The following is a 26737-nucleotide window of genomic DNA, read 5'->3' on the forward strand; positions in this document are numbered from 1 at the left end:
GTACTCCTGTAAGAGCGCCATTATCTATCTACATAATTTCTATAAAAAGTTTGATTGCATCTATAAAATAGATGGATTGTGGGGGCAGGGGGAACCATGAACTGGACGCTGGATCAGCTGCGGCATTTCGTGGCGGCGGCCGACGCGGGCTCGTTTTCGGCGGCGGCTCGGCAATTGGGCCGCGCGCAATCGGCCGTCAGCACGTCATTGGGCTTGCTGGAGGCCGACCTGGGGGTGGAACTGTTCGACCGCTCGCACCGCAATGCCACGTTGACGCAGGCAGGCGACGTGCTGCTGCAAGAGGCGCGCGAACTGCTGCGCCAGGCGGCGGGGCTGGAACAACGTGCGCTGTCGTTTGCCGCTGGCCAGGATGCACGTCTGTGCGTGGCGCTGGACGAAGCCTTGCCCTACCTAGTGCTGGGCGAGCTGGTCAAGGAAGTGTCGGCCCGCTTTCCGGCGCTGGAACTGACCCAGTTGAACGGCACGGCCACCGAAGTGGCCGACTACGTGCAGCAGGGCCGCGCCAGCGTGGCGTTTCATTTCGACCGCGGCGATCCGGGGGCGGCGTTCGCGCATCTCTATCTGGGCGACGTGGGGCAGGGCATCTTCGTGGCGCGCGGGCATGCGCTGGCCGCGCTGCCCGAAGTCACGCGCAACGACCTGGCGCGGCATCGCCAGCTGGTGATGCAGATGGACGGCGTGCAGGACGTGGTGATGAGTCCGTCGGCCTGGCGCTCGGACAGCTTCTACAGCATTGCCGCCATGGCGGCCGACGGCCTGGGCTGGGCGATCCTGCCGCTGAACATCGCCGAATACGAGGGCTATCGCAACGATCTGGTCAGCGTGCCGTGCGCGGGGCTGTCCCTGCCGCCGCTGTCGGTGCGCACGCTATGGTTGCAGGGCCGCAGCCCCAGCCCGACCGAACGGTGGCTGCAGGAAAGAATGGGGCAGTTGCTGCGAACCGGAGCGTGACGACTCACGCCTTCTTGCGGTAGACCAGCACCGGCGTCGTGGAATGCGCCAGCACCTTCTGCGTCTGGCTGCCCAGCACCACGGCGGCCATGCCGCGGCGGCCGTGCGAGGCCATGGCGATCAGGTCACAGTGGCGCTCGCGGGCGGCGTCGATGATGGCCTGGTACGGGTCTTCATGCGTGGCGCGCAGCGTTTCGCACGGCACGCCGGCTTCGCGCGCCTGGGACGCCGCCGCGCTCAGCAGGCGTTCGGCCTGGGCGCGGATCTGGTCCTGGTATTCGTTCAGGTTGTGGGCCACCTGGGCCGCGCCCATGGCAAACACGTGAAAGGGCTCTTCGACGGTCAGGATGGTGACCTGGGCGCCCAGCGCGCGGGCCAGGTTCAGGGCGTTGACGACGCCTTCGGTGGACAGGGCCGAACCGTCCGTGGGGATGAGGATGTGCTTGTACATGGTGTCTCCCGTGCTTGTGCCGCGGCCCCCGCGAATGGCGGCCGTCTACGTAACACTGTATCGGGCAGGCGCGCGGCGCGGTTTGCGCGGGATCAAACCCGGCGCACCTCAGCTGAGCAGGGCGGTCACCAGGTCGCCGCCGGCGCGGTCGTCTTCGTTGAAGTCCAGGGCGGTCTGCACGTGTTCCAGATGTTCGTCCATCAGTGCGCAGGCGCGTTCGGTGTCGCCCGCGCGGGCGGCCTCGATGAAGGCATGGTGTTCGCGCGACGAGCAGCTGGCGTCGTGCGAGCTTTGGTACAGCACGGTGATGACGGCGCTGCGCGCCGACAGTTCGCGCAGCATGCCGGTCAGCACCGAATTGCCCACGGTTTCGGCCAGCAGGATGTGGAAATCGCCCAGCAGGCGGTTGCGCGCCTGCACGTCGCCGCCTTCCACGGCCGCGCGTTCCTCGGCCAGGTGGGCGTCGATGCGGCGGTAGTCGGCAGCGGTGGCGCGAGCCACGAATTCGCGCGCCAACGCGGCTTCCAGGATGCGGCGCACGGCGTAGACCTCGCGCGCCTCGTTGGCGTCGGGCTTGCTGACGAAGGCGCCCTTGTCGGGCACGATGTTGATCAGCTTGTCCTTGGACAGCATCAACAGCGCCGCGCGGATCTTGGTGCGGCTGACCTTGTAGACCCGCGCCAGGGCCTCTTCACGCAATCGGGTGCCCGGGGGCAGGCGGTGGGCCACGATGGCGGCCGCGATGGCGCGGGCGATATCGTCGGCACTGGGGTCGGGAAGGGCTTGCTCGGTCATTGGGCGCGGCGACAACGGCCGACAGGGGAGAACGCAGGGCAGTCAGTCTAGCAAAAACGCGTACAGGAAAGGCAACATTTATTGCATACCAAACTTGTGCGCGAGGGCTGGTGGCTGCGCCTGACGGCCATGCCTGCCCTCAACCTTCCCTGAATGCCGCCGGCGTATAGCGGCTCAAGGCATCCAGCAGCCGCGTCCAGGCCTGCACCCCTTCGCGGATCGAACCCAGCCGGAAAAACTCGTTGGGCGCATGCACGTCTTCGTCCGGCAGGTTGAAGCCGAACATCAGCGTGTCGATGCCCAGCGTTTCCTTGAACACCGACGTGATGGGCACGCTGGCGCCCAACCGCACGTGGATCGGTTCCTGGCCGGCGCTGGCGCGCAAGACGTCGCTGGCCGCCTGCACCAGCGGATGCCCGGGTGCCAGGGTCGACGCGGGCGAGCCGTCGGTCAGCGCGGTCACGTCCAGCACGCAGCCGGGCGGGCAGGCGGCTTGCAGGTGGGCCAGCACGGCGCGGATGACACGGGCGGGGTCCTGGCCCTGCACCACGCGCACCGTCAGCTTGGCCGCGGCCTCGCACGGGATGATGGTCTTGGTGCCCGCGCCGGTGTAGCCGCCCCACATGCCATTTACGTCCAGCGCGGGGCGCAGCGTGATGCGTTCGCGCGGGCTGTAGCCGGGTTCGCCGTGGCTGGCCGCGCCCACGTCGGTGAAGAAGGCGGCTTCGTCGTAGGGAAAGGCGGCGGTGTCCTGGCGCTGGCGCGGCGTGGGCGGCGTGGCGTCGTCGTCAAAGCCGGCCACCGCCACGCGGCCGTCCGGCGTGTGCAGCGTGGCCAGCAGGGCCGCCATCTCGTGCAGCGCGTTGCGCACGCCGCCGCCGTAGCGGCCCGAATGCAGGTCCTTGTCGGCCGTGCGCAGGCGGATTTCCAGCGCCGCGTTGCCGCGCGCGCCGGTGTTGATGGTGGGCACCTCGGCGCTGGCGCGGCCGCCGTCGGCCGACAGCACCGCGTCGGCGGCCAGCAGCGGCCCATGGCGCTGGATCAGCGTGCGCAGGGTGGGGCTGCCCGTTTCTTCTTCGCCTTCCAGGAAGACCTTGATGTTGACCGGGCAGCTGCGCAGCGTGGCCAGGTAGGCGAACACCACTTCCAGCGCCACCGTGGTCGAGCCTTTGACGTCGGACGTGCCGCGGGCATACAGCCGGCCGTCGATCTCGGTGGGTTCGAAGGGCGGCGTGCGCCACAGGTCCAGCGGGTCGGCCGGCTGCACGTCGTAATGGCCGTAGATCAGCAGCGTGGGCTTGCCGGGCGCGCCCAACCATTCGCCGTAGACGGCCGCTTCGCCGCCGCCGTCCAGCAACTGCACATTGGCCAGGCCTTCGCGGCGCAGGCGTTCGCACAGGAAGTCGCGCGCCTGGGCCATGCCCGGCGCAAAGGCCGGATCGGCGCTGACGCTGGGAATGCGCAGGAAGGCCTTGAGCCAATGTTCTATCAGCGGCTGGCGCTCTTCAAGACGGGCCAGCACGGGCTGGATCAGGGTGTCGGACATGCGGAACTCCATGAGTCGGAATGCAGGCCCCGGCGGCGGCCGCGCGGGGGCCAGGAAGCGGAACAGCCGGGGGCTCAGTCCGCCGTGAAACCGCTGGCGCGCACCAGTTCGGTCAGGGCGGCGGTCTGTTCGGCATAGAAGGCGGCGCTGTCGGCCAAGGTCTGCGGATCGAACAGGATCTTGCCCTGGGCCAGCAACGTCTTGCGGGCCGCGGGGTCGGCCAGCGACGCGGTGACGGCGGCATGCAGCTTCTGCGCCACCGCGTCGGGCGTGCCCTGCTTGACCAGGTAGGCGGTCCAGATGGTGTAGTTGAAGTCTTTCAGGCTGGCGCTTTCCTGCACGCTGGGCACGTCTGGCAGCGCCGCCAGGCGTTCGCGGTTCAGCGTGCCGATGATTTTCAGGCGGCCCTCGCGCCGCAGGTCGTCATAGTTGGCCTGGTACGGCATGATGGCAAAGTCGATCTGGCCGCCGGCCATGTCGGTGATCAGCGGCGCGCCGCCACGGTACGGAATGTGTGTCAGCGCAATGCCGGTGCGGCGCGACAGCGCTTCGGTGATGAGGTGGATCATCGACCCGGCGCCGCCCGATCCGTACGTCAGCGGCACGCTGCGCTGGCGCGCCATGGCCACCAGTTCGTCGACGTTGGCCGCGCCCAGGTCGGCGCGGGTCACCACCACGTAGGGCGAGGTCGCCACCGGCGCGATCATCCGAAACGCATCCGGCTTGTAGCTGACGGACTTGTTGGTCAGCCCGGCCAGGATCAGTTCGTTGGGCGACCCCTGGAACAGGTAATAGCCGTCGGCCCGCGCGCTCAGCACGCGGTTGGCGCCCAGCGCGCCGTTGGCCCCGCCCAGGTTTTCGACAATGACCTGGCCGCCCAGCGCTTGGGCCATCGGGCCTTGCAGCGCGCGGGCGGTGATGTCGCTGGCCGCGCCGGCCGGGTAGGGCACCATCAGCGAGACGGGGCGGGCGGGGTATTCGTCGGCCCAGGCAGCGCCCGCACCCAGCGCGGCCAGGATGGCAACAGCGGAAAACAGCAGCTTTTTCATGAAGGTCCCTTGGTGTGTCGTTGTGTTTTCCAGAATGCTAGAAGCCTGCATTTCATCTGTCCAATCGATTGATTGGCTGATTACAATGCGTTTTATGCATGGTTATTTGCCCCCTGACGAGGCGATCCGCTCATGAACCTGTCGCAACTGGCCCACCTGGTGGCGCTGCTGGAAACCGGCTCTTTCACCCGCGCGGCCGAAGCGCTGCACCTGTCGCAGCCGGCCTTCAGCCGCAGCATCCAGTTGCTGGAAGCCGAGCTGGGCGCGCCGCTGGTAGACCGCATCGGCAAGCGCAACGAGGCCACGCCGCTGGGTCGGCAGGTGGCGCAGCGCGCCCGGCGCGTGCTGGCCGAAGTGCATGAGATTCGCCGCGAAGCCGAGATGCTGGCGCAAGGCCAGACCGGCTCGGTGGCGTTGGGGCTGGGCGCCGCGCCCAGCGCCTTGCTCAGCGTGCCGCTGATGCGGCGCATGCTGCACGCCCACCCCGCGCTGCGGGTCAAGCTGTCGCGCGGACCCACCGATTCGCTGCTGGTCAGCCTGCGCGAGCGCACGCTGGATGCGCTAGTGGTGCATGTGCGCACGCTGGACAACGACGCCGACCTGGACGTGGCGCCCATGCCGGCGCTGGCCTCGGGCTTTGTCTGCCGGCCCGGCCATCCGCTGCTCAAGGGCGCGCGGCCGTCGCTGCCGCAGGTGCTGGCGTATCCGGTGATGTCCACCGGCCTGTCGCCCGAGATCGCGCGGCGCGTCGCCGCGGCCAGGCCGGATGGCTTTGCGCTGCACCGGGAAAGCGAAGACATCGCCTGCCTGCTGGATATTGCCACGCAGTCGGATGCCGTATTCCTGGGCGTGCTGGCGTCGGCGGCCGCGCAGATCGCGGACGGTGCGCTGGCGCGCGTGCCGCCACCGGCCGATTTCGACATCGCCGCGCACTTCGCCTTCGTCACGTTGCGCGGCCGCAGCGAAAGCCCCGCCACCCGCATCGCACGCGGAATCTGTTTTGACCAGATCGGCCTGGCGGCAGGGGAATTGCCCCCGTCCTGATGCGGCGGGACCGCGATTCGTGCCGGCCGCTTCACAATCACCGTGACAGGCGTGATGAATCGCGTCGCGGTCTTGGCGTATCCTGCTGGGGTCTGTCGGCGTGCTTTGCATGGATGCCACCCTAGCCCCCGACCCGCCTTCATCCTTGCTTTTCGGAATTCCTCCATGGCCATTGATCTTGCGGCTGCTCTGCAGCGCTTTCCCCGTTATGCCTTGCTGGACGGCCCCACGCCGATCCAGCGCCTGGCCGGCCTGGAAGCGGCCCTGGGCGCGGCGGCGGGCGGCGTGCGCCTGTACGTCAAGCGCGACGATCACATGTCGCTGGGCGGCGGCGGCAACAAGCTGCGCAAGCTGGAATTCCTGCTGGGCGAGGCGCGCGGCATGGGGGCCGACACGGTCGTGACCGTGGGCGGCCTGCAATCGAACCACGCACGCCTGACGGCGGCGGCCGCCGCCCGCGCCGGCCTGGCCTGCGAGCTGGTGCTGGGCCGGGTGGTGCCGCGCAGCGATGTCGACTACGAAGAAAACGGCAACATGTTGCTGAACCGCCTGCTGGGCGCGGTGGTGCATGACCTGCCGGCCGGCGCCGACGCCATGGCCGCGGCGCTGGAGCGCGTGCGCACGCTGGAACTGGCCGGCCGCCGCGTCTACCTGGCGCCGCTGGGCGGGTCCACGCCGACCGGTGCGTTGGGCTACGCGGCCTGCGCGCTGGAAATCCTGGCGCAGTCGCGCGAATCCGGCGTGGAATTCACCCGCGTGGTGGTGGCCAACGGCAGCGCCGGCACGCATGCCGGGCTGGCCGCGGGCATGATCTCGGCGGGCAAGCCGGCGACCACGGTGCAATCGTTCACCACGCTGGCCGAGCAGGCGGTAGCCCACGCCAAGACGCTGGATCTCACGGCGGCCACCCTGCCGCTGCTGCAGGCCGGGCCGGATGCAGAACAAGCGGCGCCAGAAGCCCTGGCGCCGGCCGATATCGTGGTGGACGGCAGCCAGCGCGGCCCGGGCTACGGCGTGCCCACCCCGGCCATGGTCGAGGCGGTGCAACTGCTGGCGCGCAGCGAAGGACTGCTGCTGGACCCGGTCTATTCCGGCAAGGCTTTCGCGGGCCTGTTGGCCGACGTGCGCGCCGGCCACCACGCGCCCGATTCCGCCGTACTGTTCGTGATGACGGGCGGCGCCCCGGGCCTGTACGCGTACAAAAGCGCCTTCTGAAAAGCACAAGGCGGGGCCAGGCTGCACGCCAAGCCCCGCCCTTGATCCCGCCGCCTTTGCCCCCCTCGCACGCCGGGCCGAAGCCGCCCGGCGCGCGGCGGGATCAATCCTTCGCCATCAGCCCCAGGTACTCGATCAGGCCCTTTTCCTTGGTGTAGGTGGCCTGCGCCCAGGCTTTGTAGTCGGCGCTGTCGCGGTAGACGGCTTCTTGGTTCAGCTGCTTCATCACGTCCAGGCTGGCCGGATCGAGCAAGGCCTTCTTGAAGGCGTCGTGCAGCACCTTGACCACCGCCGGGTCCATGCCCTTGGGGCCGGCCAGGCCATAGGGCGACGTGGAACTGACCTTGTAGCCCAGCTCCAGCGCGGTCGGCACGTCGGGCCAGCGGGTGGTGCGCTTTTCGCCGAAGGTGACCAACAGGCGCATCTTGCCCGAGTCCACGAACTGGTCCCAGCCGGTGCCGTCGCTCTGCGCCATGACGTGGCCGCCCAGCAGCGCCTGCTGCATGTCGGCGTTGCCCTTGTAGGGCACGTGGTTCAGCTTGACCTTGGCATTGAGGGCGACCTCTTCCATCAACAGGTGGGGCGATGACCCCACGCCGGTCGAGCCGTAGTCGACGCTGCCCGGGTTCTTGCGCGCGGCCTCGATGTATTCGTTGAAGGTCTTGAACGGCGAATCGGCGCGCACCGTGACGCCAAAGGTGTAGCCCGACAGCCCGATGATGAAGGTGAAGTCGTTGATCGGGTCCCAGGTGGTCTTCTGCATGTAGGGCATGCGCAGCATGGCCAGCGTGTACAGCGCGACCGTGTAGCCGTCGGGCTTGGCGGTGCGCGACATGGTGGCCGGGCCCAGCGTGCCACCGGCGCCGGGGCGGTTTTCGATGATGACCGTCTGGCCCAGGTACTTGGACGCGTCCTGCGCCACGATGCGCAGGTGGCGGTCGGTGGACCCGCCGGCCGGGAACGGCACGATCACGGTGATCGGCTTGGTGGGAAAGGCGCTTTGCGCCGACGCGGCGGGGGCGAGCAGGGCGCCGCCCAGCGCCAGCAGCAGGGCGCCCAGGCAGGTGCGGCGCAGGGGTTGGTGGACCATGATGGGTTGTCTCCAGTGTTTTTTGTGGGGGTGCCAGTCGTCAGCCGTGCACGGCGACCTTGACCGGCAAACGGGCCAACGCCTCGCGCAGCTGCTCCTTCAGCGGCGCGGGGGCGGTTGCGTCGACTTCTACGGCGACGTCAGGTTGCGCGTCGGCCAGGACGCGCAAGACAGCACTGTCCGGCGGCAGGCCGGCGCTTTGCAGCACACGCTCGACCACCGCCTGCACCGACACCGCCGTGGCCAGGCGGCGCAGATCGGGCTTGTAGATCTTGCCCACGTTGGTCATGGGCATGTGTTCCAGCACGATGACCCGCTTGGGCCGCGCAGGGCCTTCGTCGACATGGGCGGCGGCATAGGCCACCAGGTCGGCTTCGGACACGGTCGCGCCCTCGGCCAGCGTGACGAAGGCAATGGGCAGTTCCCCGGCGTACGGGTCGGGTGCGCCGACGGCGGCGCAGATGTGCACCGCGGGGTGCGTGGCCAGCGCGTCTTCGATGGTCTTGGGGTCGATGTTGTGGCCGCTGCGGATGATCAGGTCCTTGGCGCGGCCTTGCAGGTGCAGGCGGCCCTCGGCGTCCAGCACGCCGACGTCGCCGCTGATCAGCCAGCCGTCGTCGGTAAAGGCGCGCGCGGTGTCCTCGGGGTCGAGAAAGCCCGGAATGACGTTGGGCGACTTGAACAGCAGCATGCCCGGCTGCCCCGGCGGCAGGTCGCGTGCCGGCTGGCCGGCGGGCGTGTCCAGGCTGGCCACGCGCACCTGCACATAAGGTAGCGGAAAGCCCACGCAATTGACCGGAAAGCGCGCGCCGGGCGGCGTGATGGACGTGATGCCGGCCATTTCGGTCATGCCCAGGCTTTCGTTTACGTGCAGCCCGAACAGGCGTTCGAAGCGCGCGGCCAGCTCGGCCGGCAAGGGCGCGGCGCCCGTGCGGCAATAGCGCAGCGAGGAAATGTCGGCCCCGGCCAGCGGAATGTCGGCCAGTGCCGCCAGGATGGTGGGCACGCCCTGCAGCGATGTGGCTCGGTGGCGCTCGACCAGTCGCCAATAGTTGCGCAGCACGTCGCGGTTGCGCAGCAGCAGCGTGGTGGGAATGATGGTCTGCACGCCGGCCGACAGCGCGGCCAGTGACGCCGGCAGCACCCCCGCCACGTGAAACAGCGGATAGCCGTTGATGACCACATCGCCCGGCCCGGCGCCTTGCAGCTGCACGGCCGCCCAGGCGGTGAAGACCTGGTTGGCGTGGGTGTGGATGGCCAGCTTGGGCGCGCCAGTGGTGCCCCCCGTGTGGAAGTACGCAGCCACGTCCTCGGCGCGGATGACGCGTTCGCTGACCAGGCGGTCCATCGGCTGCCCGGCCCGCGCCGCGTTGAAGTCCTGCGCGAAGTCCGGCAGGGCGGGCCGCTGGTCGGGCGCTTCGTCGTGCGGCGCTACGCGCAGCAGCGTCTTCAGGGACGGCACGCGTTCGACCAGCCGCAGCGCCTTGGACCAGGCGCCGCATTCGACGTCCGAGCCGTAGGCGATCAGGACCTTGGCCCCCGCGGTGGTCAACAGCGCGGCCAGCTTGTCTTCGGTCAGCAGCGGGTTCAGGGGCTGCACGATGCCCGCGGCCTCGGTGCCCCACAGCGCCAGGTGGTATTCCAGGCAGCCGGGCAACAGCACGCCCACGGCGTCGCGCGGGCCGACGCCCAGGCTGTGCAGCAGGTTGGCGGTCTGGTGGATGCCGGCCAGCAGTTCGTTGTAGCTCCAGTGGATGGGCGTGTCGTCCGGGTCGGCGCTGCGCAGGAAGGTGAGCGCCGTGCGCGCGCCAAAGGCCGCGGCCGAGTTGCGAAAGATCTCGTAGGTGCTGTGCACCGTCAGCGTGTCGGCCAGCGGCCGGGCCGCCAGGCGTGCGACGTCGGCGGCGGTCTTGACCGGAAACGGCGCCGAAAAGGGCCGGGCGATGGGCGGGGCAGCGTAGGCCTGGGTCATGGTTGCATCCTTGCCATTCAAGCCTGCCCCAGCGCGATGTAGCGCCGCAGGTGGTGGTCTTCGTCGCCCAGCTGGTGGTCGATCATGACCAGGCGCTTGGCGTAGTGCGCCAGCGGCAGTTCCCAGGTCATGCCGATGCCGCCATGCAGCTGGATGCTTTCTTCGGCCACCAGCGTGCCGATGCGGCCAATGGTGTATTTGGCGGCGGACAGCGCGCGTTCGCGGGTGACGCGGTCGGGGTGGTCCAGCGCCGCGGCGGCGTTGATGACCGCCGAACGCGCTTGCTCGATTTCCAGCAGGACGTCGGCCATGCGGTGCTGCAGTGCCTGGAAGCTGCCGATGGGCACGCCGAACTGGCGCCGCGTGCGCAGGTATTCCAGCGTGGCGTCGCGGGCGCAGTCCATGGCGCCCACGGCTTCGGCGCACAGCGCCAGCATGCCGCGGCCGGTGGCATGTTCCAGCAAAGCGTAGCCGGCGCCGGCTTCGCCCAGCAGGCTGTCCGGGCCCAGGGCGACCTGGTCGAAGGTGAGTTCGGCCGCGCGGCCGCCGTCGATCAGGCCATAGCCGCGCGCCGTCAGCCCCGGCGTGCCGGCGCTGACCAGGAACAGGCTGATGCCGGCCTCGTCGTCGTCGGCCCCGGCGCTGCGGGCCGACACCAGGAACAGGTCGGCGTGCTCACCCGCCGCCACCACGGCCTTGGCGCCGTTCAGGACCCAGCCGTCGCCGCTGCGTTCGGCGCGCGTGCGCACGTCGGACAGCGCGTAGCCCGATTGCGGTTCGGCCGCGGCCAGCGCGGCGGTGATGCCGCCGGCGATCAGGCCGTCCAGCGCCTCGCGTTGCGCGGCGTTGCCGGCTTGCGCGATGGCGCTGCCCACCATCAGGGCGTCCAGCAGGGGTTCGAGCACCAGGCCGCGGCCGAGCGCCTCGAACACCACGGTGATGTCAAAGCCCGCGCCGCCCAGGCCGCCGTGTTCTTCGGCGAACAGCGCGCCGATGGCGCCCAGTTCGGCGTAGCGACGCCAGAAGTCGGGGCTGTAGCCTTGCGGCAGCCTGGCGTTGCGTTCGCGGGTGGCGAAATCGTATTGCTCTGCGACAAAGCGGCGCAGCATGTCGGACAGCATGCGCCGGTCTTCGGTGTGTTCAAAGTTCATGGCCGGCCTTTACAGTCCCAGGATCATCTTCGAGATGATGTTCTTCTGGATTTCGTTGGAGCCGCCGAAGATCGACAGCTTGCGGTTGTTGAAGTACTGCGCCGCGGCGCTGTCGGCGCCGTCCGGGCCGATGGGCGCGGCGTCGTAGCCGTCATGCAGCGCTTCGGGCACGAAGGGGCGGGCGTAGGGGCCCATGGCGCGGCGGTTCAGCGCCGTGATTTCCTGGCGGATCTGGGTGCCGCGAATCTTCAGCATCGAGCTTTCCGCGCCGGGGGCGCCACCGCCCGCCGCGGCCGCCACCACGCGCAGGTTGGTGGTGCGCATGTTGGCCAGTTCGATTTCAACCCGCGCCAGGCGGGCGGCAAAGTCCGGGTCCTGGTCCAGGGGCTTGCCGTTTTTCTTCTGGCTGGCCGCCACCGCCTTCAGGCGTTCGAGCGCGGCGGTGGACTGGCCCACGCCGGCAATGTTGGTGCGTTCGTAGGTCAAGAGGTACTTGGCGCAGGTCCAGCCGCGGTTCTCTTCGCCCACCAGATTCTCGACCGGCACGCGCACGTCGGAAAAGAACACTTCGTTGACTTCGTGTTCGCCGTCCAGCGTGATGATGGGGCGCACTTCGATGCCCGGGCTGGCCATGTCGATCAGGAGAAAGCTGATGCCTTCCTGGCGCCGGCCTTCGCTGGACGTACGCACCAGGCAGAAGATCATGTTGGCGTACTGGCCCAGGGTGGTCCAGGTCTTCTGGCCATTGACGATGTAGTGGCTGCCGTCATCGCTGCGTACGGCGGTGGTCTTGACCGAGGCCAGGTCCGAGCCCGCGCCGGGTTCGGAATAGCCCTGGCACCACCAGTCGGTGCCATCCAGGATGCGCGGCAGCCAGTGACGCTTCTGGGCGTCGTTGCCGTACTTGATCAGCACCGGGCCCAGCATGCTCAGGCCGAACGGCACGATGCGCGGTGCGCCGGCCAGGGCGCATTCGTTGTCGAAGATGAACTTCTGCGTGGTGCTCCAGCCGGTGCCGCCGTGCTCGACGGGCCAATGGCTGGCCAGCCAGCCCTGGCGGTTCAGGATGGCGTGCCACTCGACCATGTCGGCGCGCGCCAGCAGCTTGCCCTGTATGACCTTGTCCGACAGGCGCGTGGGCAGGTGGGCGGCCAGGAAGGCGCGCACTTCATCGCGGAAGGCGTTTTCTTCGGGGGTGAATTCCAGATCCATGACGCGTTTCCTCAGTAGATTTCAAACAGGCCGGCCGCGCCCATGCCGCCGCCCACGCACATCGTGACGACGGCGTAGCGCGCGCCGCGGCGGCGGCCTTCGATCAGCACGTGGCCGGCCAGGCGGGCGCCGGTGACGCCGAATGGATGGCCCAGCGCGATCGAGCCGCCGTCCACATTCAGGCGGTCCATGGGGATGCCCAGGCGTTCCTGGCAATACAGCGCCTGCGAGGCAAAGGCCTCGTTCAGTTCCCACAGGTCGATGTCCTGGACTTTCAGGCCATGGCGGGCCAGCAGCTTGGGCACGGCGTAGACCGGGCCGATGCCCATTTCGTCGGGCTCGCAGCCGGCCACGGCCAGGCCGCGGAAGGCGCCCAGCGGCCGGATGCCCGCGCGCTTGGCTTCGTCCGCTTCCATCAGCACGCAGGCCGCGGCGCCGTCGGACAGCTGCGAGGCGTTGCCGGCCGTGACGAACTGGCCGGCGCCGCGCACCGGGGCCAGCGCGGCCAGGGCCTCGTAGGTCGTGCCGGGGCGGTTGCAGGTGTCTTTGTCGATCGTCACTTCGCGTTCGGACACGGCGCCGGTGGCGCGGTCGGTGACCGACATCGTGGTGGTGACGGCGATGATTTCCTCGCGATAGCGGCCGGCGGCCTGGGCCGCTTCGGTGCGTGCCTGGCTTTGCGCGGCAAAGCGGTCTTGCGCTTCGCGGCTGATGCCGTAGCGGGCCGCGACGATGTCGGCGGTCTCGATCATGGGCAGGTACAGCTCGGGCTTGTTGGCGAGGATCCAGGGGTCCATGCCGCTCACGCCGTCGTCGCGGGTGCGGATGTGCGAGACGCATTCGACGCCGCCCGCGATCATGGCGGGCGCGCCGTCCATCACGATGCGCGCGGCCGCCGACGCAATCGCCTGCAGGCCCGACGCGCAATAGCGGTTGACGGTGGCGCCGCCGATGCTGACGGGCAGCCCGGCGCGGATGACGGCCTGGCGGCCGATGTTGCGGCCCGTGGCGCCTTCGGGGTAGCCGCAGCCCAGGATGGCGTCTTCGATCAGGGCCGGGTCGATGCCGCTGCGGTCGACGGCGGCGCGCACGGCATGGGCGGCTAGCGTCGGGCCGGCGATCAGGTTGAATTCGCCGCGCTGCGCCTTGGTGATGGGCGTGCGGGCGGTGGAAACGATAACGGCTTCGCGCATGTCGGTGTCCAGGTAGGTATAGGTATTGGGGGGCGTCAGCCGGCGGAATTCAGGCTGGCGAAATCGCGGCCGGATTCGGCCAGCTGCACCAGCAGCGGCGACGGCTTCCAGAATGCCGGGTCTTCCTTGGCGAAGGCGCGGATGTCGGCCAGCACGTTTGCCAGGCCGACGCGGTCGGCGTAGTGCATCGGTCCGCCGCGATGGCGCGGAAAGCCGTAGCCGGACAGGAACACCATGTCGATATCGGACGGGCGCAGCGCAATACCCTGGTGCAGCACGTTGGCGGCCTCGTTGATCATGGCGGCCAGGTAGCGGCGCTGAATGTCTTCGTGGCTGAAGTCGCGCGGGGTGACGCCTGCGCGCCGGCGTTCGGCATCGATGATGGCCAGCACGTCGGGATCGGGCGTGCCGGTGCGCGCGCCATCGGGGTACAGATAGAAGCCGCGGCCGGTCTTCTGGCCGAACCAGCCGCGTTCGCACAGGCGGTCGGGAATCTGCACGTAGCGCAGCGCCGGGTCGCGAGTGGCGGCGCGGCGCTTGCGCGTGGCCCAGCCGATGTCGCCGCCGGCCAGGTCGGCCATCTGGTAGGGGCCCATGGGGTAGCCGAATTCGCGCACGGCGGCGTCGATCTCGTAGGGGGAGGCGCCGTCTTCCATCATCATGTCGGCCGCCTGGCGATGCACGGCCAGGATGCGGTTGCCGATGAAGCCGTCGCACACGCCCGCGCGCACCGGGATCTTGGCGAGGCGGCGCGCCAGCTCAAAGCCGGTAGCCACGGTGTCGGCGCCTGTCTCGCGGCCCACCACCACTTCCAGCAGCTTCATGATGTTGGCCGGCGAAAAGAAGTGCAGCCCCAGCACGTCGGCCGGGCGCGTGGTGCCCTGGGCGATGCGGTCCACGTCCAGGTAGGACGTGTTGGTGGCCAGCACCGCGCCCCGCTTGGCCACGCGGTTCAGTTGCGCGAACACGGCCAGCTTGACGTCCATGTCCTCGAACACGGCTTCGATGATGAGGTCGGCGCCGGCCAGGGCGTCGTAGTTCGTGGCGCCGGTAAAGCGCGCCAGCCGCGCGCCGCGTTCGTCCGCCGTCATGCGGCCTTTTTTCACCAACAGGTCGTAGACCTGTTCGACGCGCTTGCGGCCGCGTTCCAGCGCGGCGTCGTCCTGCTCGACCATGACGGTGGGCAGGCCGGCGTCCAGCAGCGCCACCACGATGCCCGCGCCCATGGTGCCGCCGCCGATCACGCCCACGCTGTCCAGCGGGCGCGGCTTGGCTTCTTTCAGTTCGGGAATCTTGGCGGTGTCGCGTTCGGCGAAAAAGGCGTGGATGAGGCCGGCGCGTTGCGGGCTGTCCAGGCATTGCAGGAACAGTGCGCGTTCGGTGCGCAGGCCTTCGTCGAAGGGCTGCTCGATGGCGGCGCGCACGGCCTCGACGATCTTGGCGGGCGAGAACAGGCCGCGCGCCGTGTTGGCGACCTGCTGGCTGGCGGCGTTGACGGCGGCCAGCGCGGTGGCCTTGTCGTCCAGGGCGCGGCCATCGCGGCTGCGGCGCGGCTGGGCGCCTTGCGCCAGCAGGCGGCGGGCGTAGTCCAGGCCGGCGGCCAGCGGGTCGGTGCCGGGCGCCAGTTCATCGACCAGCCCGGCGGCCAGCGCCGCCTGCGCGGCCAGCGGCTTGCCGGACAGCATCAGGTCCAGCGCGGCTTGCGCGCCGATCAGGCGCGGCGTGCGCTGGGTGCCGCCGGCGCCGGGCAACAGGCCCAGCGTGACCTCGGGCAAGCCCAGCTTGGCGCTGGCCAGCGCCACGCGGTAATGCGCGGCCAGCGCGACTTCCAGGCCGCCGCCCAGTGCGGCGCCTTGCACCACCGCGACCACCGGCTTGGCGCAGGCTTCGATGCGGTTGCAGACGTCGGGCAGGCTGGGCGGCACGGGCGGCTTGCCGAATTCGCGGATGTCGGCGCCGGCTATGAAATTCTTGCCCGCGCCGGTCAGCAGCACGGCCCGTACCTGCGGGTCGGCTTCGGCTTCGTCGATGGCGCGTGCAAGGCCGCCGCGTACCGCGAAGCTGAGGGCATTGACGGGGGGATGGTCGAGGGTGACGACAAGAATGTCGCCGTCGCGGCGCGTGTGCACCGCGCCGGCGTTTGCGCTGGCTGTCATGGGACAGTGTCTCCGGTAGGGCTTGCCGCCCGCGCTGGCCTGGCCCGGGTGTGCCGGCTTTGAATCGCGCAGGGCTTTTCAAGCAGGTCGGCACGCCCCGGAGGCGGACGCGGCGCAGTCACGGCGCCTGGCGGGCCAGGGACGGCCCGTCTTGTATTTGCTTATTCTTTCCCAGTAAAGAAGTCTTGACAATGACATCAATAATTGACATTGATGATAAAAAAAATTGACAATCGGTCGAGGAGATTCGACATGGACACCAAAGCCCTGACCCTGCTGGTAGAGATTCTGGACGCCGGCAACCTCAGCGAGGCCGCGCGCCGCCTGAAAATGACCCGCGCCAACGTCAGCTACCACCTGACCCAGCTCGAGCGCGCCGTCGGCATGCAGCTGCTGCGACGCACGACGCGGCACGTCGAACCCACCGAAATAGGACTGAAGCTGTATCAGCATGGCCGCAGCATCCAGGACGAACTCGCGGCTGCGCGCGAAGCCGTCGAAAGCCTGGGCAAGACGCCGCAGGGCAAGGTGCGCCTGAGCGTGCCCAGCGGCTACGGCCAGTTCGTCATGACGCCATGGCTGCTGGAATTCAAGAGAACCTACCCCGACATCGTGCTGGACGTGCTGTTCGAGAACAGCGTCGACGACCTGCTGCGCGACGAAGTCGACATCGCCGTGCGGATCATGTCCGAGCCGCCGCAGAACCTGGTGGCGCGCGAACTGGGGCAGGTGCGCTACGTGGCCTGCGCCTCGCCCGACTTCGCCGCCGCCCGCGGCCTGCCGGCGCGCCCCGAAGACCTGACCCGGCTGCCGGTCATCAGCGCCGCCGTCATTGGCCGGCCGCTGCGCCTGTCGGCCTACTACGGCGGGCAGCCGCGCCAGCACGTGGTGCTGGAACCCACCATCATCTCGCGCAACTACGCCTTCCTGCGCGACGCCATGCTGGCCGGCCTGGGGGTGGGTGTGGTGCCGGACTACGTGGTGCACGACGACGTCGCGCGCGGCGACCTGGTGGCCGCGCTGCCGCAATGGCGCCTGAGCATCTTCGGGCGCGGCATGTACATGCTGTACATGCCCAATCGGCATCACCCGCGCGCCATCGCGATGCTGATCGAGTTCATCCAGCAGCGCGCCCAGGCGGCGCATGAAGGGCGGCCGGGGCTGCTGGGCACGGGCGAGTAGGGATGGGGTCGGACGCGGGTTATCGAGGTTTGACAAAAAGAAACATAATGATAAAAATCCCGTCGTCGTTCCGATCCATTGCGGGCCTTTTCTTGCGGAGCAAGTATGGCTTTCGTGTTCTTACGCCGGGCGCTGGCCGGCAAGTGGCGGCTGGGCCTGTTGGGGGGGGTCGGACTGCTGGCCGGGTGCGCGGGCGGCGAGCCCCGTATCGGCGACAGCTACACCGTGCATACGCCCATCTATGCGGATAACCGGATCTTCTATCTGAAGCCGGCCGCCAATCCCGCCGAGTCCGTACGAACGTTGGAATTGGCCGGCACACCGGTGTCGGCCAACGAGCAGTCCACCGTGGTGCAGGCCAACGCGCCGCTGTCCATCATGATGCGGTCGGTCGACATCCCGGCCATTCGAGACGCCCGCGGCAACAAGACCGCCGGCATCGACGGGCCGGCGGACTACGCCGTGATCCTGGACATCGCGGCCAAGGAAGACGGCAGCAACCAGTCCATCGTGGTCTGGTATCAACGCGGCGTGCAGCCCGACCAGTCCTTGAATTTCTCGAACCTGCTGGTCTATTACGTGCAGCGCTGGGACGAGCGCGTGGCGCCGTCGTTCCGACTGCGGGTGATGGACGTCACCACCGAGCGCAACGCCGAGACCCTGCGCGCCCTGCAACGCGCGCAGGGCGTGGCCAGCGGCGCGGCCAGCCTGGCCAACAATCCGCTGGTGTCGCCGCTGGTGGGGGTGGCCTTTACCGCCGCCGAACTGGTGCTGGCCAACCAGCGCAACCGCATGGTGCTGGACTACAGCGTGCAGCTGTATTCGCAGGCGGCGGTCAACCAGGCGGCCGGTTCCGACCTGGGGCTGCTCAAGCAGGGCACGTACGTGGTGGTGGGCCGGCCGGTGGGCGGGCCGCGCGCGTTCTGGGAAAAGCCGCTGCGCTACAACATTCGCACCAACCAGGCGCTGGACGGCGACACGCCGCTGAACGTGCCGACCGCGCTGGTGTCGGTGGGCACCTTTGAAAGCATCGTGCCCAAGTCCGTGCTGGAAAAATCGGTGGCCCTGACGGCGCTGCTGAGCAAGGTAGGGACGGGGGCTTCGATCGAGCAAGTCAGTGATGCGCAGAGCCGCCTGGAAGCCGCGTTGACGGCGTACACCTTGGGCGAACGCCTGGCGCGCTATCGCGATGACAAGACGCTGAACCTGATCTCGGACAAACTGAACGACGAGTTCTTCGCCAATGCGTTGGGCAGCGAAGAGGAATTCCTGCTGCTGCGGGGGTTGAACGCCTGCTACAAGCCAAAAGCGCAGTTCACGCGCGTGGAAGAATTCCTTAAATTCCATGACAAGCCGGAGGGCAAAGCATGCGCTGCAAGAACCTAGCGCTGCGCCAGGCCGAAGGCGGCGGTATGTTCCGGCCGCTGCTCAGGGGCTTGTGGCCGTTCCTGATCGTGGTGTTGCTGGGCGGCTGTACATCGGCCGCCGGCCCGACAAGAAGCGCCGTCGCGCCGCCGTCCGCGCCGGCCGCTGCGGGACCCGCCGAGCCTGGGTCGCCGTCCGACGCGACGGGCGGCGGGAGCGCCCGCCCCGCGTCGACCCTGGCGTTGCCGACTTTGTTTTCCCATCGCTTGCTGGTGCCGCCGCTGCAACTGGTGCAGTTGCCCCTGGCCGGCAATACGCCGACCGTGCTTGCCGCGATGCAGCGTTTTGCCGCCGCCGCGCCGGCCGCCCTGGAACAGCGTGAACTGCTGTACGCGCAGACGTCGCAGGAACCGCAAGAAGGCTGGCTTACGCTGATGGCCCGATCCGAGGGGGTCGACTGGGTGTTCGGGCTGCAGTTCAACGTGGATGAAGGCGGCCGCACGTTGACGCTGCGCCTGCGTACGGCAGGCGCGGCCAATATCGCCAACCCGCAAGGCAAGAAAATGGACGGACACATCAGTACGCTGGGCCAACTGGTGCCGCGCTTGTTCACGGATTGAGGCCACGGCGCCGCGACGCCCCGCGGGCTGCCGTAGCGCTTGCGGCGCTCTGGTATAACGCTGGGACGCCCGGCCTGGCCGAGCCCCAATCGACCCGCCCAAGGAGAGCCGTCCCGTGCCGCAACCGCTTACCGGCCGCCGCCTGCTGGCCCAGACGCTGCGCCAGTTCACCCGGCAGGTTCCCGGCATGTTCGCCGCCGCGCCGCTGGCGTTCATTCTGTTCGTGATGTCGCTGCCCGGCGCGTTGCTGCTCGACCAGATTGGCGGTCCGCGTGAACGCTGGCTGCTGGCGGCCGCCATCGTCTGCCTGCTGTCATTGGCGCGGCTGGTGGTGGCCTGGCAGCACTACCTGAACGAATCGCCGGCCAAGCCGCCGCTGCGCATCGATGGCGCCTACCTGCGCGTGCTGGCGCTGCTGACCGGCCTGGCCGCGCTGATCGTCGGCCTGAAATCATTCAGCACGTCGCTGGGCGTGGCCTTGTATTTCAAGATGCCGGGCACGCCCAGCGTGGTCTTCCTGACGCTGATGCTGCTCTTGTGGCTGGCGATCTGGCTGCCGGTGATGCATCGGCTGGGCGCCTGGTCGCTGAGCCTGCCGCAAGCCGCCCTGGCGGGCCGCTACGGGCTGGGCCAATCGCGCCGCTGGCTGCGCGGCCGGGTCTGGCCGTTTGCGGCCTTGCTGTTGCTGTTGACCGCGTCCACCGCCATTGCCACCGGCTCGCTCACCACGGCCCTGCATACGCGCTGGCTCGACGCGATCGCCACCGGGGCGGGCGCCCTGATCATCACGCTGGTGCTGGTATTGGCGTTCGCCATCCAGTGCGCCATCGCGTACCGGGATCGGGGCGAGGCCTGAGGTTCACCGCCTTCAACCGTGTTCGGCCAACAGCGCCGACAGTGCCGCGGCGGCACCCGTCAGGTCGGGCAAAACGGTGGCGCCGCGCGCCGCCAAGGCTTGCGTCGTCGACCCCACGCCCAGGAACCGCAGGCCCAACTGCCGCGCCACTTTCAGGTCCCACAGGCCATCGCCCATCGACACCACCATGCCGTTGCGCGTTTGTGGATAGGCACGGTGCGCGTGCGCAATGGCTCGGGCCACGAGGGCATCGCGCGCCGGTTCTTCGCTGGCGGTGAACAGGGCAGCGTCCGAAAACGGAATGCCTGCGGCCAGCAGCTTCACGCCACTGACCGCGCGCACGCCGCCGGTGGCGAACACCACGGCCCAGGCGGAATCCGCCAGGCCATGCACGAAGTCGGCAGCGCCCGGGATGGGCTGAATGGGCGCTGCCGGCGTAGGCGCGGCCGGCGTCGGCGCTGCCGGCGCAGGCGCTGCCGCCAATTCATCCAGAAAGCGCCGCGCCAGGTCCTGTTCGAACGCCATCAATTGTCCGGCTGACGGCTCGGCCCGCCCGTTCGTGGCCAGCGCATGGCGCAGGATGCCGGTATCGGTGTGATGCGGATACGCGCCCCAGTCCGTCTCCAGCGCTGGTAGCGCCAGGGCCTGCATGGCGCCCAGGAAGGCGCGCTGGTGCAACGCTACGGTGTCGGTCAGGGTGCCGTCGATGTCCAGCACCAGAATATGTTTCTTCACGTCGTTCCTCGCGGGCAATGTCAAAATCCGCATTCTAGGAACGGGCGCCGGCCGCGATGGCGGCGCCTCGGACAATGACTACGCCGTTTCGGACAGCCGACGGCGGCTCGGGACGACAGCGCGATGACGGCGCCCAAAAGCAGCAACCAGATCGACTACCAGTGGCTGGACCGCCCGCTGGGCGCCATGCCCAAGGAATATCCCGACGGCCACTACAGCCGGCCGCACCAGCATCCGCGCGACCAGCTGATGTACGCCGTGCAAGGCGTGATGCAGGTGCGCGCGGCGGGCAGCCTGTGGCTGGTGCCGCCGCGCACGGCGCTGTGGATGCCGGCCGGCGTGCTGCACGAGACCCGCATGCGCGGCAAGGTGTCGCTGCGCACCGCTTATCTCACGCCGGGCCTGGGCGGCGGGCGCGGGCCCACGCTGACCGGCGTGTCGCCGCTGCTGCACGAATTGCTGCTGCGGGCGGTGGACATGCCGATGAACTACGACGAGGCCGGCAAGGACGGCCTGATCGCCCGTCTGCTGATGCAGGAGATCGACTGGCGCGGCCTGGCGCACCTGGACATGCCCTGGCCGGCGGATGCCCGTCTGTGCCGTATTCACGACCATCTGCTGCGCCATCCGGCCGACGCCGACGGCCTGGCCGCCTGGGCCGCCCGGCTCGGCCTGTCCGAACGCACCCTGGCGCGGCTGTTCGTGCGCGAACTGGGCATGGGCTTTACCGCCTGGCGCCACCGGCTGCGCCTGATGGTGGCGCTCAGCCGGCTGGGGCAGGGCGCGCCGGTGGGTGTCGTGGCGCACGAAACCGGCTACGCCACCGCCAGCGCCTTTGCCGCGATGTTCAAGCGCCTGACCGGCCGCCTGGCGTCGGATCAGGCGCGCCGTACCAGCGCGCTGGCGCCGGCATAGACGGCCGCCGCGCCCAGTTCGCGCTCGATGCGCAGCAGGCGGTTGTACTTCGCCGTGCGGTCGGCGCGCGACAGCGAACCGGTCTTGATCATGCCGCAGTTGGCCGCCACCGCCAGGTCGGCAATCGTGGTGTCTTCGGTTTCGCCCGAGCGGTGCGACATGACCACGCCATAGCCCGCGCGGCGCGCCAGCGCCAGCACCCGCCAGGTTTCGCTCAGGGTGCCAATCTGGTTGATCTTCACCAGGATCGCATTGCCGATGCCTTGTTCGATCCCGGCCTGGAACAGCGCGGGGTTGGTGCAGAACACGTCGTCGCCGACCAGCTGGCAGGTGTTGCCCAAGGTTGCGCCCAGCACCTTCCAGCCGGTGGCGTCGTCTTCGGCCATGCCGTCTTCGATCGACACGATGGGGTAGTCGCGCACCAGGCTGGCCAGGTAGTGCACCTGCTGTTCGGGGCTGCGCAACAGGTTCTCGCCGTGGTAACGGTAGCCTTCGGCGCCATGGAATTCACTGGCGGCCGGGTCCAGCGCCAACGCGATGTCGGCGCCGGGGCGCAGGCCCGCCTGTTCGATGGCGGCCATGATGAAGTCCAGCGCCTCGGGTGCGTTGCGCAGGGTGGGCGCAAAGCCGCCTTCGTCGCCGACGTTGACGCTGTGGCCCGCTGCCTTGAGCGCGTGGCGCAGCGTGTGGAACACCTCGGCGCCCATGCGCAGGGCTTCGCTAAAGCGGTCCGCGCCTACCGGCAGGATCATGAATTCCTGGAAATCCAGCGGGTTGTCGGCATGCGCGCCGCCGTTGATGATGTTGATCATGGGTACGGGTAACGTCTGCGCCTGCACGCCGCCCACGTGGCGCCACAACGGCAGGCCCTGGCTGGCCGCCGCTGCGTGCGCCACCGCCAGCGACACGCCCAGCAGCGCGTTGGCGCCCAGGCGGCTCTTGTCGGCGGTGCCATCCAGTGCAATCAGGGTCTGGTCGATCTCGGCCTGCTGCTCGGCGCGCAGGCCCAGCAGCGCGGCGCGCAGTTCGGTATTGACGGCGTTGACCGCGCCCAGCACGCCCTTGCCCAGGTAGCGGGCGGCGTCGCCGTCGCGCTTTTCCAGGGCTTCGCGCTGGCCGGTGGACGCGCCGGACGGCACCAGGGCCAGGCCGCGGGCGCCGTCGTCCAGGCGGACTTCGACTTCAACGGTGGGGTTGCCGCGGCTGTCCAGCGCCTCGTGGGCGGTCAGGTGGGTGATGTGCATGGCGTGGGCTCCAGATACGGAAAGGTCAGTTAATTGAAAGTAATGCCGTGCCGGGCCGTTGCGCTGGCCGCGCCACCGAAATCCGTGCGTAGTGGCTTGAATGGGCGGGTGATGCCCGTTGAACGGCCCCGATTGCAATGCCGCCATGCTAAAAACAGGCCATGCCGCCGACAATGCAGTTTTTCTGCCTATTCGTCAGTTTTCTTGACGAATAAGCAACCGAACCCAGCAGCCATCGCGTGCGCCCAACCTTGCCAACGTCCCTCACGCCATGCGCCAATTGCCCCCGCTATCCGCCGTTCGCGCCTTCGAAGCCATTGCCCGCAGCGGCTCGGTCACGCGCGCCGCAGAAGAACTTTGCCGCAGCCACGGCGCCATCAGCCGCCACCTGCGCCTGTTGCAGGAACACGCGGGCGTGGCGCTGTTCGAGAAAGATGGCACCGGCCTGCGCCTGACCCAGGCCGGCGCCACCTTCTATGCCTCGGTGCGCGCCGCGTTCGACCAGCTGGAAAACGCCTACGAGCGCCTGGCCCGCGAGTCGCAGGCGCCGGGGCTGCATGTGGCGTGCAGCGCCACCTTCGCCATGCGCTGGCTGGTGCCGCAGCTGGCCGTGTTCTATCGCAAGCACCCGGACATCCGCATCCGCCTGTCGATGACCTCGGCGCGCGAAATGCGCAACGAAGGCGCCGACCTGATCCTGGCCTGGGACCTGTCCGGCTACGTCGAGGCCGACCGGCGCCAGGCGCTGCCCTTGGCGCCGGTGCGCTTCGGCGCGGTCTGCACCCCGGCCTATGCCCGCAAGAAGCCCGCGTCGCGCGTGCGCATCGCGCATGAATACACGTCCAGCGCCTGGAACCAATGGGAAGCCATCACCGGCCAGCCGGCGGCCGAGGGCGACACGCTGGCGTTTCCGCACACCCACCTGTGCATCGAGGCCGCGTTGTCCGGCCTGGGCGTGGCGCTGGTCGAACGGCGCCTGATCGCGCGTGAACTGCAAGACGGCCAACTGGTGGCGCCCTACGGCTTCGTGCCGTTCGACGGCGGCCTGCGTGCGGTGCCGGCCGCCGGCCGCACGCGCACGGCGCACGCCGATGCCTTCATCGCCTGGCTGCGCGGCGCATTGGCCGAGGCGGGCGATTGATCCCGCCGACCAGCAGGCTTGGTATGCTGGGCCTCGCGTTCCCGCCGGAGGCCTCATGACCGCAACACCATCGTCCGCCCGCTCGTCCGCGACCCATTCCGCGCTGGCCTCGCAAGCTCGCCGCGCGCAGTTGCGGCGCATGAAGCTCGCCGCGCTGGCGCTGCTGGTGGCGATGATCAGCGGGTTCATCACCAGCCACGTCATGGGCGGGCAGGGCGCGTGGGCCTGGGTGCGGGCCTTCTGCGAAGCCGCCACGGTGGGCGCGCTGGCCGACTGGTTCGCGGTGGTGGCGCTGTTTCGCCGGCCCATGGGCCTGCCCATTCCGCACACCGCCATCATTCCCAGCAACAAAGACCGCATCGGCGACAACCTGGCGGTGTTCGTGCGCGACCATTTCCTGGACCCGGACACGCTGATGGAAAAGCTGCGCGTGTTCGACCCGGCCGCGCGCCTGTCGCGCTGGCTGGCCCGCCCCAGGCAGGCGCATGCCCTGAGCGACGGCGCGCGCCGCGTGGCGCTGCAAACGCTGGACCTGCTGGACGATCAGGCGGTGCGCGGCGTGATCCAGGAATTCGTGGTCAAGAATCTGCGCCGCTGGGACGCCGCCGGCACCGCGGGCGAGGTGCTGGGCCTGTTGACCCGCGACGGCCGCCACCAGGAACTGCTGGACGCCGCGATGGAACGCCTTGGCGGCTACCTCGGCGACGACGACGTGAAAGAACGCGCGTCGGCGCTGCTGGTGAAGTTTGCGCGCAAGGAATGGCCGCGCATCATCTCGGCGGTCGACGTCATCGCCTCGGTCGACGGCATCGCCGACAACCTGGCCGACCGCCTGGCGCGCGCGCTGGTGCAGGAACTGCGCGACGTGCTGTCCGAACCCGGCCACCCGGTGCGGCGCGACTACGAAGCCTGGGTGCTGGACTACATCGAGCGCCTGCGCACCGACCCGGCGCTGGCCGAGCAGGTCGAAGCCCTGAAGCAGCGCGTCATCGATCACCCCAAGGTGCAGGAATACGTGCAAGGCCTGTGGGACGACATCCACGCCGCGCTGCGCCGCGACCTGGCCAACGAGCAGTCGGCCCTGGCCGCGCACCTGGAAAGCGCCTTGCTGGCGCTGGCCCGCAAGCTGGGCGAAGACCCGGACCTGCGCGAGGCCATCAACAACCATGTGCTGGGCGCCGCGCGCCGCCTGACGGGGCGTCTGCGCATCGGCGTCACCGAACACATCTCGCGCACCGTCAAGCTGTGGGACGAGCGGCATCTGGTCGACGAACTGGAACTGAGCGTGGGGCGCGACCTGCAATACATTCGCTTCAACGGCACGCTGGTGGGCGGGCTGATCGGCGTGCTGCTGCACGCCGGGGTGTTGCTGGTGGGTAGCTAGGAATCTGCGTTTGCCGGGTGCGCGGGGGGGCCGACAGGTCTGCCGGCAACGGCGTGTTACTTCGGATGTATCAGGAATGAAGATTGCTGGCGAAGCGCCGCGCCCCGGTGCTATTGTCTTTCGCAGTCTTCGGCGCCTGGCGACAGGCGGCAAGACCCGGCACCGCCCACCCGGGCGGCGCGCAACCGGCGCAAGATCCCAGGAGGCAAGTCCATGAAGAAAATCTCGATACTTGTTGCAACGCTGACACTGGCCGGCGCCTCGGCCGCGGCCCAGGCCGAGAACGTCGCTATGTCGTTCCTGACCGCCGACGGCGTGGGTAAAAGCGCCGGCACCATTTCACTGAAGCAGACCAAGGCCGGCCTGCAGTTGACCCCCAACCTGACGGGCCTGCCGCCCGGTGAACACGGCTTTCATGTGCACGAAAAAGGCTCGTGCGACCCCGGCATGGTGAACGGCCAGATGGCGCCCGGGGGCGCGGCGGGCGGCCACCTGGACCCGCACGGCACCAAGGCCCACAAGGGCCCTGAAGCCACCGACGGCCACACGGGCGACTTGCCCTTCATTGTCGTGGCTGCCAACGGCACGGCCAAGCAGGCCGTGGTGGCGCCGCACCTGAAGCTGGCCGACGTGAAAAAGCACGCGCTGATGATCCACGTGGGCGGCGACAACTACAGCGACACGCCCCAGCCGCTGGGCGGCGGAGGCGGGCGCCTGGTGTGCGGCGTGGTCAAGTAAGGCGTGGTCAGGTAAGGCGCCTCAAGCCGTGCCGTTGCGTCCGTACAGCAGGTAAGCCGGACGCTCGGCCAGGCGGTCGTAATAGGCGGCCACCGCGGGTAGCGGTGGCCGTTTGTCGTTATCCAGCGGCGTGCTGAACCACCGGTTCACCGACAGGCCCACCGCAATGTCCGCCAGCGTGAAATCATCCCCCGCCACATAGGCGCCGGTCGCTTGCAGGCGCTGTTCCAGGATACCCATGAAATGCGCCCAGTCCCGGGTCGATGCCGCGATGGCCGCCGGGTCCTGGTGGGCGGGCGATTGCCGCGCCCGTCCCATGAAGGCGTAGCTCCACGATCGGTTCAGGTCGGTGGCCTGCCAGTCCAGCCATTGGTCGACGCGAGCGCGGCGTTGGGGCGCTGCGGGGTACAGCGCGTCCGTCTTGGCGTATTGCCCGGCGAGGTAGCGGATGATGCTGTTCGATTCCCACAGCACGAAGTCGCCATCGCGCAGCACGGGCACCATGGCGTTCGGGTTCAGGGCCAGGAAGGCCGGGTCCTGTGTCGGGCGAAAGCCCACGCCCCAGTCTTCACGTTCAAACGGCAGGTCCAGTTCGGCGCAGGTCCACAGCACTTTGCGGACATTGATGGAAGAGGCCTTGCCCAGGATGTTCAGCATGTTGGCAGCCGCGCCGCCTGGGCGCGGAGAAATGTGGGATCGGAAAGCCGGCGG

Annotated in this window: 24 protein-coding genes; 11 read left to right on the plus strand and 13 right to left on the minus strand. The window is 68.9% G+C overall.

Going from position 1 to position 26737, the window contains the following annotated elements:
• The first annotated feature begins 96 nt into the window (after positions 1–96).
• On the plus strand, positions 97–972 hold the full coding sequence (locus tag AC3WMR_RS09235; protein ID WP_492266464.1) for a LysR family transcriptional regulator: 876 nt from the start codon (positions 97–99) through the stop codon (positions 970–972).
• Positions 973–976: 4 nt separating this feature from the next.
• Here the strand turns inward: AC3WMR_RS09235 and AC3WMR_RS09240 are convergent, their stop codons facing one another.
• The 4 genes from AC3WMR_RS09240 to AC3WMR_RS09255 all read right to left on the minus strand — a co-directional run bounded on the left by AC3WMR_RS09240 (position 977) and on the right by AC3WMR_RS09255 (position 4813).
• The gene (locus AC3WMR_RS09240; protein ID WP_492266465.1) at positions 977–1423 is read right to left on the minus strand and encodes a universal stress protein; all 447 of its coding nucleotides are present in this window, start codon (positions 1421–1423) and stop codon (positions 977–979) included.
• 108 nt (positions 1424–1531) lie between these two features.
• The gene (locus AC3WMR_RS09245) at positions 1532–2218 is read right to left on the minus strand and encodes a GntR family transcriptional regulator (RefSeq protein ID WP_025137912.1); all 687 of its coding nucleotides are present in this window, start codon (positions 2216–2218) and stop codon (positions 1532–1534) included.
• A gap of 139 nt (positions 2219–2357) precedes the next feature.
• Positions 2358–3764, minus strand: a complete 1407-nt coding sequence (locus AC3WMR_RS09250) for a dipeptidase (protein WP_492266466.1) — start codon at positions 3762–3764, stop codon at positions 2358–2360.
• A gap of 74 nt (positions 3765–3838) precedes the next feature.
• Positions 3839–4813: a tripartite tricarboxylate transporter substrate binding protein gene (locus AC3WMR_RS09255; RefSeq protein WP_492266467.1), complete on the minus strand. Its 975-nt coding sequence runs from the start codon at positions 4811–4813 to the stop codon at positions 3839–3841.
• A 132-nt stretch (positions 4814–4945) separates the two neighbouring features.
• On the opposite strand from AC3WMR_RS09255, the gene AC3WMR_RS09260 reads away from it, so the two are divergent.
• A complete protein-coding gene (locus AC3WMR_RS09260; RefSeq protein WP_492266468.1) occupies positions 4946–5857 on the plus strand; it encodes a LysR family transcriptional regulator in 912 nt (303 codons plus the stop codon).
• A gap of 165 nt (positions 5858–6022) precedes the next feature.
• On the plus strand, positions 6023–7072 hold the full coding sequence (locus tag AC3WMR_RS09265; RefSeq protein WP_492266469.1) for a D-cysteine desulfhydrase family protein: 1050 nt from the start codon (positions 6023–6025) through the stop codon (positions 7070–7072).
• Between the two features lie 103 nt (positions 7073–7175).
• Here AC3WMR_RS09265 and AC3WMR_RS09270 read toward each other — a convergent pair whose 3' ends face one another.
• Genes AC3WMR_RS09270 through AC3WMR_RS09295 form a run of 6 tightly spaced genes read right to left on the minus strand, consistent with a single transcriptional unit; the run spans position 7176 to position 15846 of the window.
• On the minus strand, positions 7176–8162 hold the full coding sequence (locus AC3WMR_RS09270) for a tripartite tricarboxylate transporter substrate binding protein (RefSeq protein WP_492266470.1): 987 nt from the start codon (positions 8160–8162) through the stop codon (positions 7176–7178).
• 40 nt (positions 8163–8202) lie between these two features.
• Positions 8203–10134, minus strand: coding sequence for an acyl-CoA synthetase (locus tag AC3WMR_RS09275; protein ID WP_492266471.1), 1932 nt, complete (start codon positions 10132–10134; stop codon positions 8203–8205).
• Positions 10135–10151: 17 nt separating this feature from the next.
• A complete protein-coding gene (locus AC3WMR_RS09280; RefSeq protein ID WP_492266472.1) occupies positions 10152–11285 on the minus strand; it encodes an acyl-CoA dehydrogenase family protein in 1134 nt (377 codons plus the stop codon).
• Positions 11286–11294: 9 nt separating this feature from the next.
• Complete coding sequence (locus tag AC3WMR_RS09285; protein WP_492266473.1) at positions 11295–12497, minus strand: acyl-CoA dehydrogenase family protein; 1203 nt, start codon at positions 12495–12497, stop codon at positions 11295–11297.
• A gap of 11 nt (positions 12498–12508) precedes the next feature.
• Positions 12509–13690, minus strand: coding sequence for an acetyl-CoA C-acyltransferase (locus AC3WMR_RS09290; RefSeq protein ID WP_492266474.1), 1182 nt, complete (start codon positions 13688–13690; stop codon positions 12509–12511).
• Positions 13691–13725: 35 nt separating this feature from the next.
• Positions 13726–15846, minus strand: coding sequence for a 3-hydroxyacyl-CoA dehydrogenase NAD-binding domain-containing protein (locus AC3WMR_RS09295; RefSeq protein ID WP_492266475.1), 2121 nt, complete (start codon positions 15844–15846; stop codon positions 13726–13728).
• A 252-nt stretch (positions 15847–16098) separates the two neighbouring features.
• Between AC3WMR_RS09295 and AC3WMR_RS09300 the strand changes: the two genes are divergently transcribed.
• From AC3WMR_RS09300 to AC3WMR_RS09315, 4 genes are all read left to right on the plus strand, one after another.
• A complete protein-coding gene (locus tag AC3WMR_RS09300; RefSeq protein ID WP_492266476.1) occupies positions 16099–17028 on the plus strand; it encodes a LysR family transcriptional regulator in 930 nt (309 codons plus the stop codon).
• Between the two features lie 105 nt (positions 17029–17133).
• Positions 17134–18414, plus strand: a complete 1281-nt coding sequence (locus AC3WMR_RS09305; RefSeq protein WP_492266477.1) for a hypothetical protein — start codon at positions 17134–17136, stop codon at positions 18412–18414.
• A complete protein-coding gene (locus tag AC3WMR_RS09310) occupies positions 18396–19013 on the plus strand; it encodes a hypothetical protein (protein WP_492266478.1) in 618 nt (205 codons plus the stop codon). The genes AC3WMR_RS09305 and AC3WMR_RS09310 overlap by 19 nt, the downstream gene beginning before the upstream one ends.
• 115 nt (positions 19014–19128) lie before the next feature.
• On the plus strand, positions 19129–19869 hold the full coding sequence (locus tag AC3WMR_RS09315; protein WP_492266479.1) for a hypothetical protein: 741 nt from the start codon (positions 19129–19131) through the stop codon (positions 19867–19869).
• 12 nt (positions 19870–19881) lie between these two features.
• Here AC3WMR_RS09315 and AC3WMR_RS09320 read toward each other — a convergent pair whose 3' ends face one another.
• Entirely contained in the window at positions 19882–20604 is a 723-nt protein-coding gene (locus tag AC3WMR_RS09320; RefSeq protein WP_492266480.1) for an HAD family hydrolase, read from the minus strand.
• A gap of 123 nt (positions 20605–20727) precedes the next feature.
• Here AC3WMR_RS09320 and AC3WMR_RS09325 point away from each other — a divergent pair, with 123 nt between their 5' ends.
• Positions 20728–21519: an AraC family transcriptional regulator gene (locus tag AC3WMR_RS09325; RefSeq protein WP_492266481.1), complete on the plus strand. Its 792-nt coding sequence runs from the start codon at positions 20728–20730 to the stop codon at positions 21517–21519.
• Here the strand turns inward: AC3WMR_RS09325 and eno are convergent.
• Positions 21483–22763: a phosphopyruvate hydratase gene (eno, locus tag AC3WMR_RS09330; RefSeq protein WP_492266482.1), complete on the minus strand. Its 1281-nt coding sequence runs from the start codon at positions 22761–22763 to the stop codon at positions 21483–21485. The two genes, AC3WMR_RS09325 and eno, sit on opposite strands and share 37 nt — an antisense overlap.
• A gap of 271 nt (positions 22764–23034) precedes the next feature.
• Between eno and AC3WMR_RS09335 the strand changes: the two genes are divergently transcribed.
• The 3 genes from AC3WMR_RS09335 (at position 23035) to sodC (ending at position 26026) form a co-directional block, all read left to right on the plus strand.
• A complete protein-coding gene (locus AC3WMR_RS09335; protein ID WP_492266483.1) occupies positions 23035–23904 on the plus strand; it encodes a LysR substrate-binding domain-containing protein in 870 nt (289 codons plus the stop codon).
• A 139-nt stretch (positions 23905–24043) separates the two neighbouring features.
• Positions 24044–25288: a DUF445 domain-containing protein gene (locus tag AC3WMR_RS09340; RefSeq protein WP_492266490.1), complete on the plus strand. Its 1245-nt coding sequence runs from the start codon at positions 24044–24046 to the stop codon at positions 25286–25288.
• Positions 25289–25501: 213 nt separating this feature from the next.
• Positions 25502–26026, plus strand: coding sequence for a superoxide dismutase [Cu-Zn] SodC (sodC, locus tag AC3WMR_RS09345; RefSeq protein ID WP_263914507.1), 525 nt, complete (start codon positions 25502–25504; stop codon positions 26024–26026).
• Between the two features lie 21 nt (positions 26027–26047).
• Here the strand turns inward: sodC and AC3WMR_RS09350 are convergent, their stop codons facing one another.
• On the minus strand, positions 26048–26683 hold the full coding sequence (locus AC3WMR_RS09350) for a glutathione S-transferase family protein (RefSeq protein WP_492266484.1): 636 nt from the start codon (positions 26681–26683) through the stop codon (positions 26048–26050).
• Between the last annotated feature and the right edge of the window lie 54 nt (positions 26684–26737).

This window comes from Achromobacter sp. FW305-C-28 (assembly GCF_058783235.1).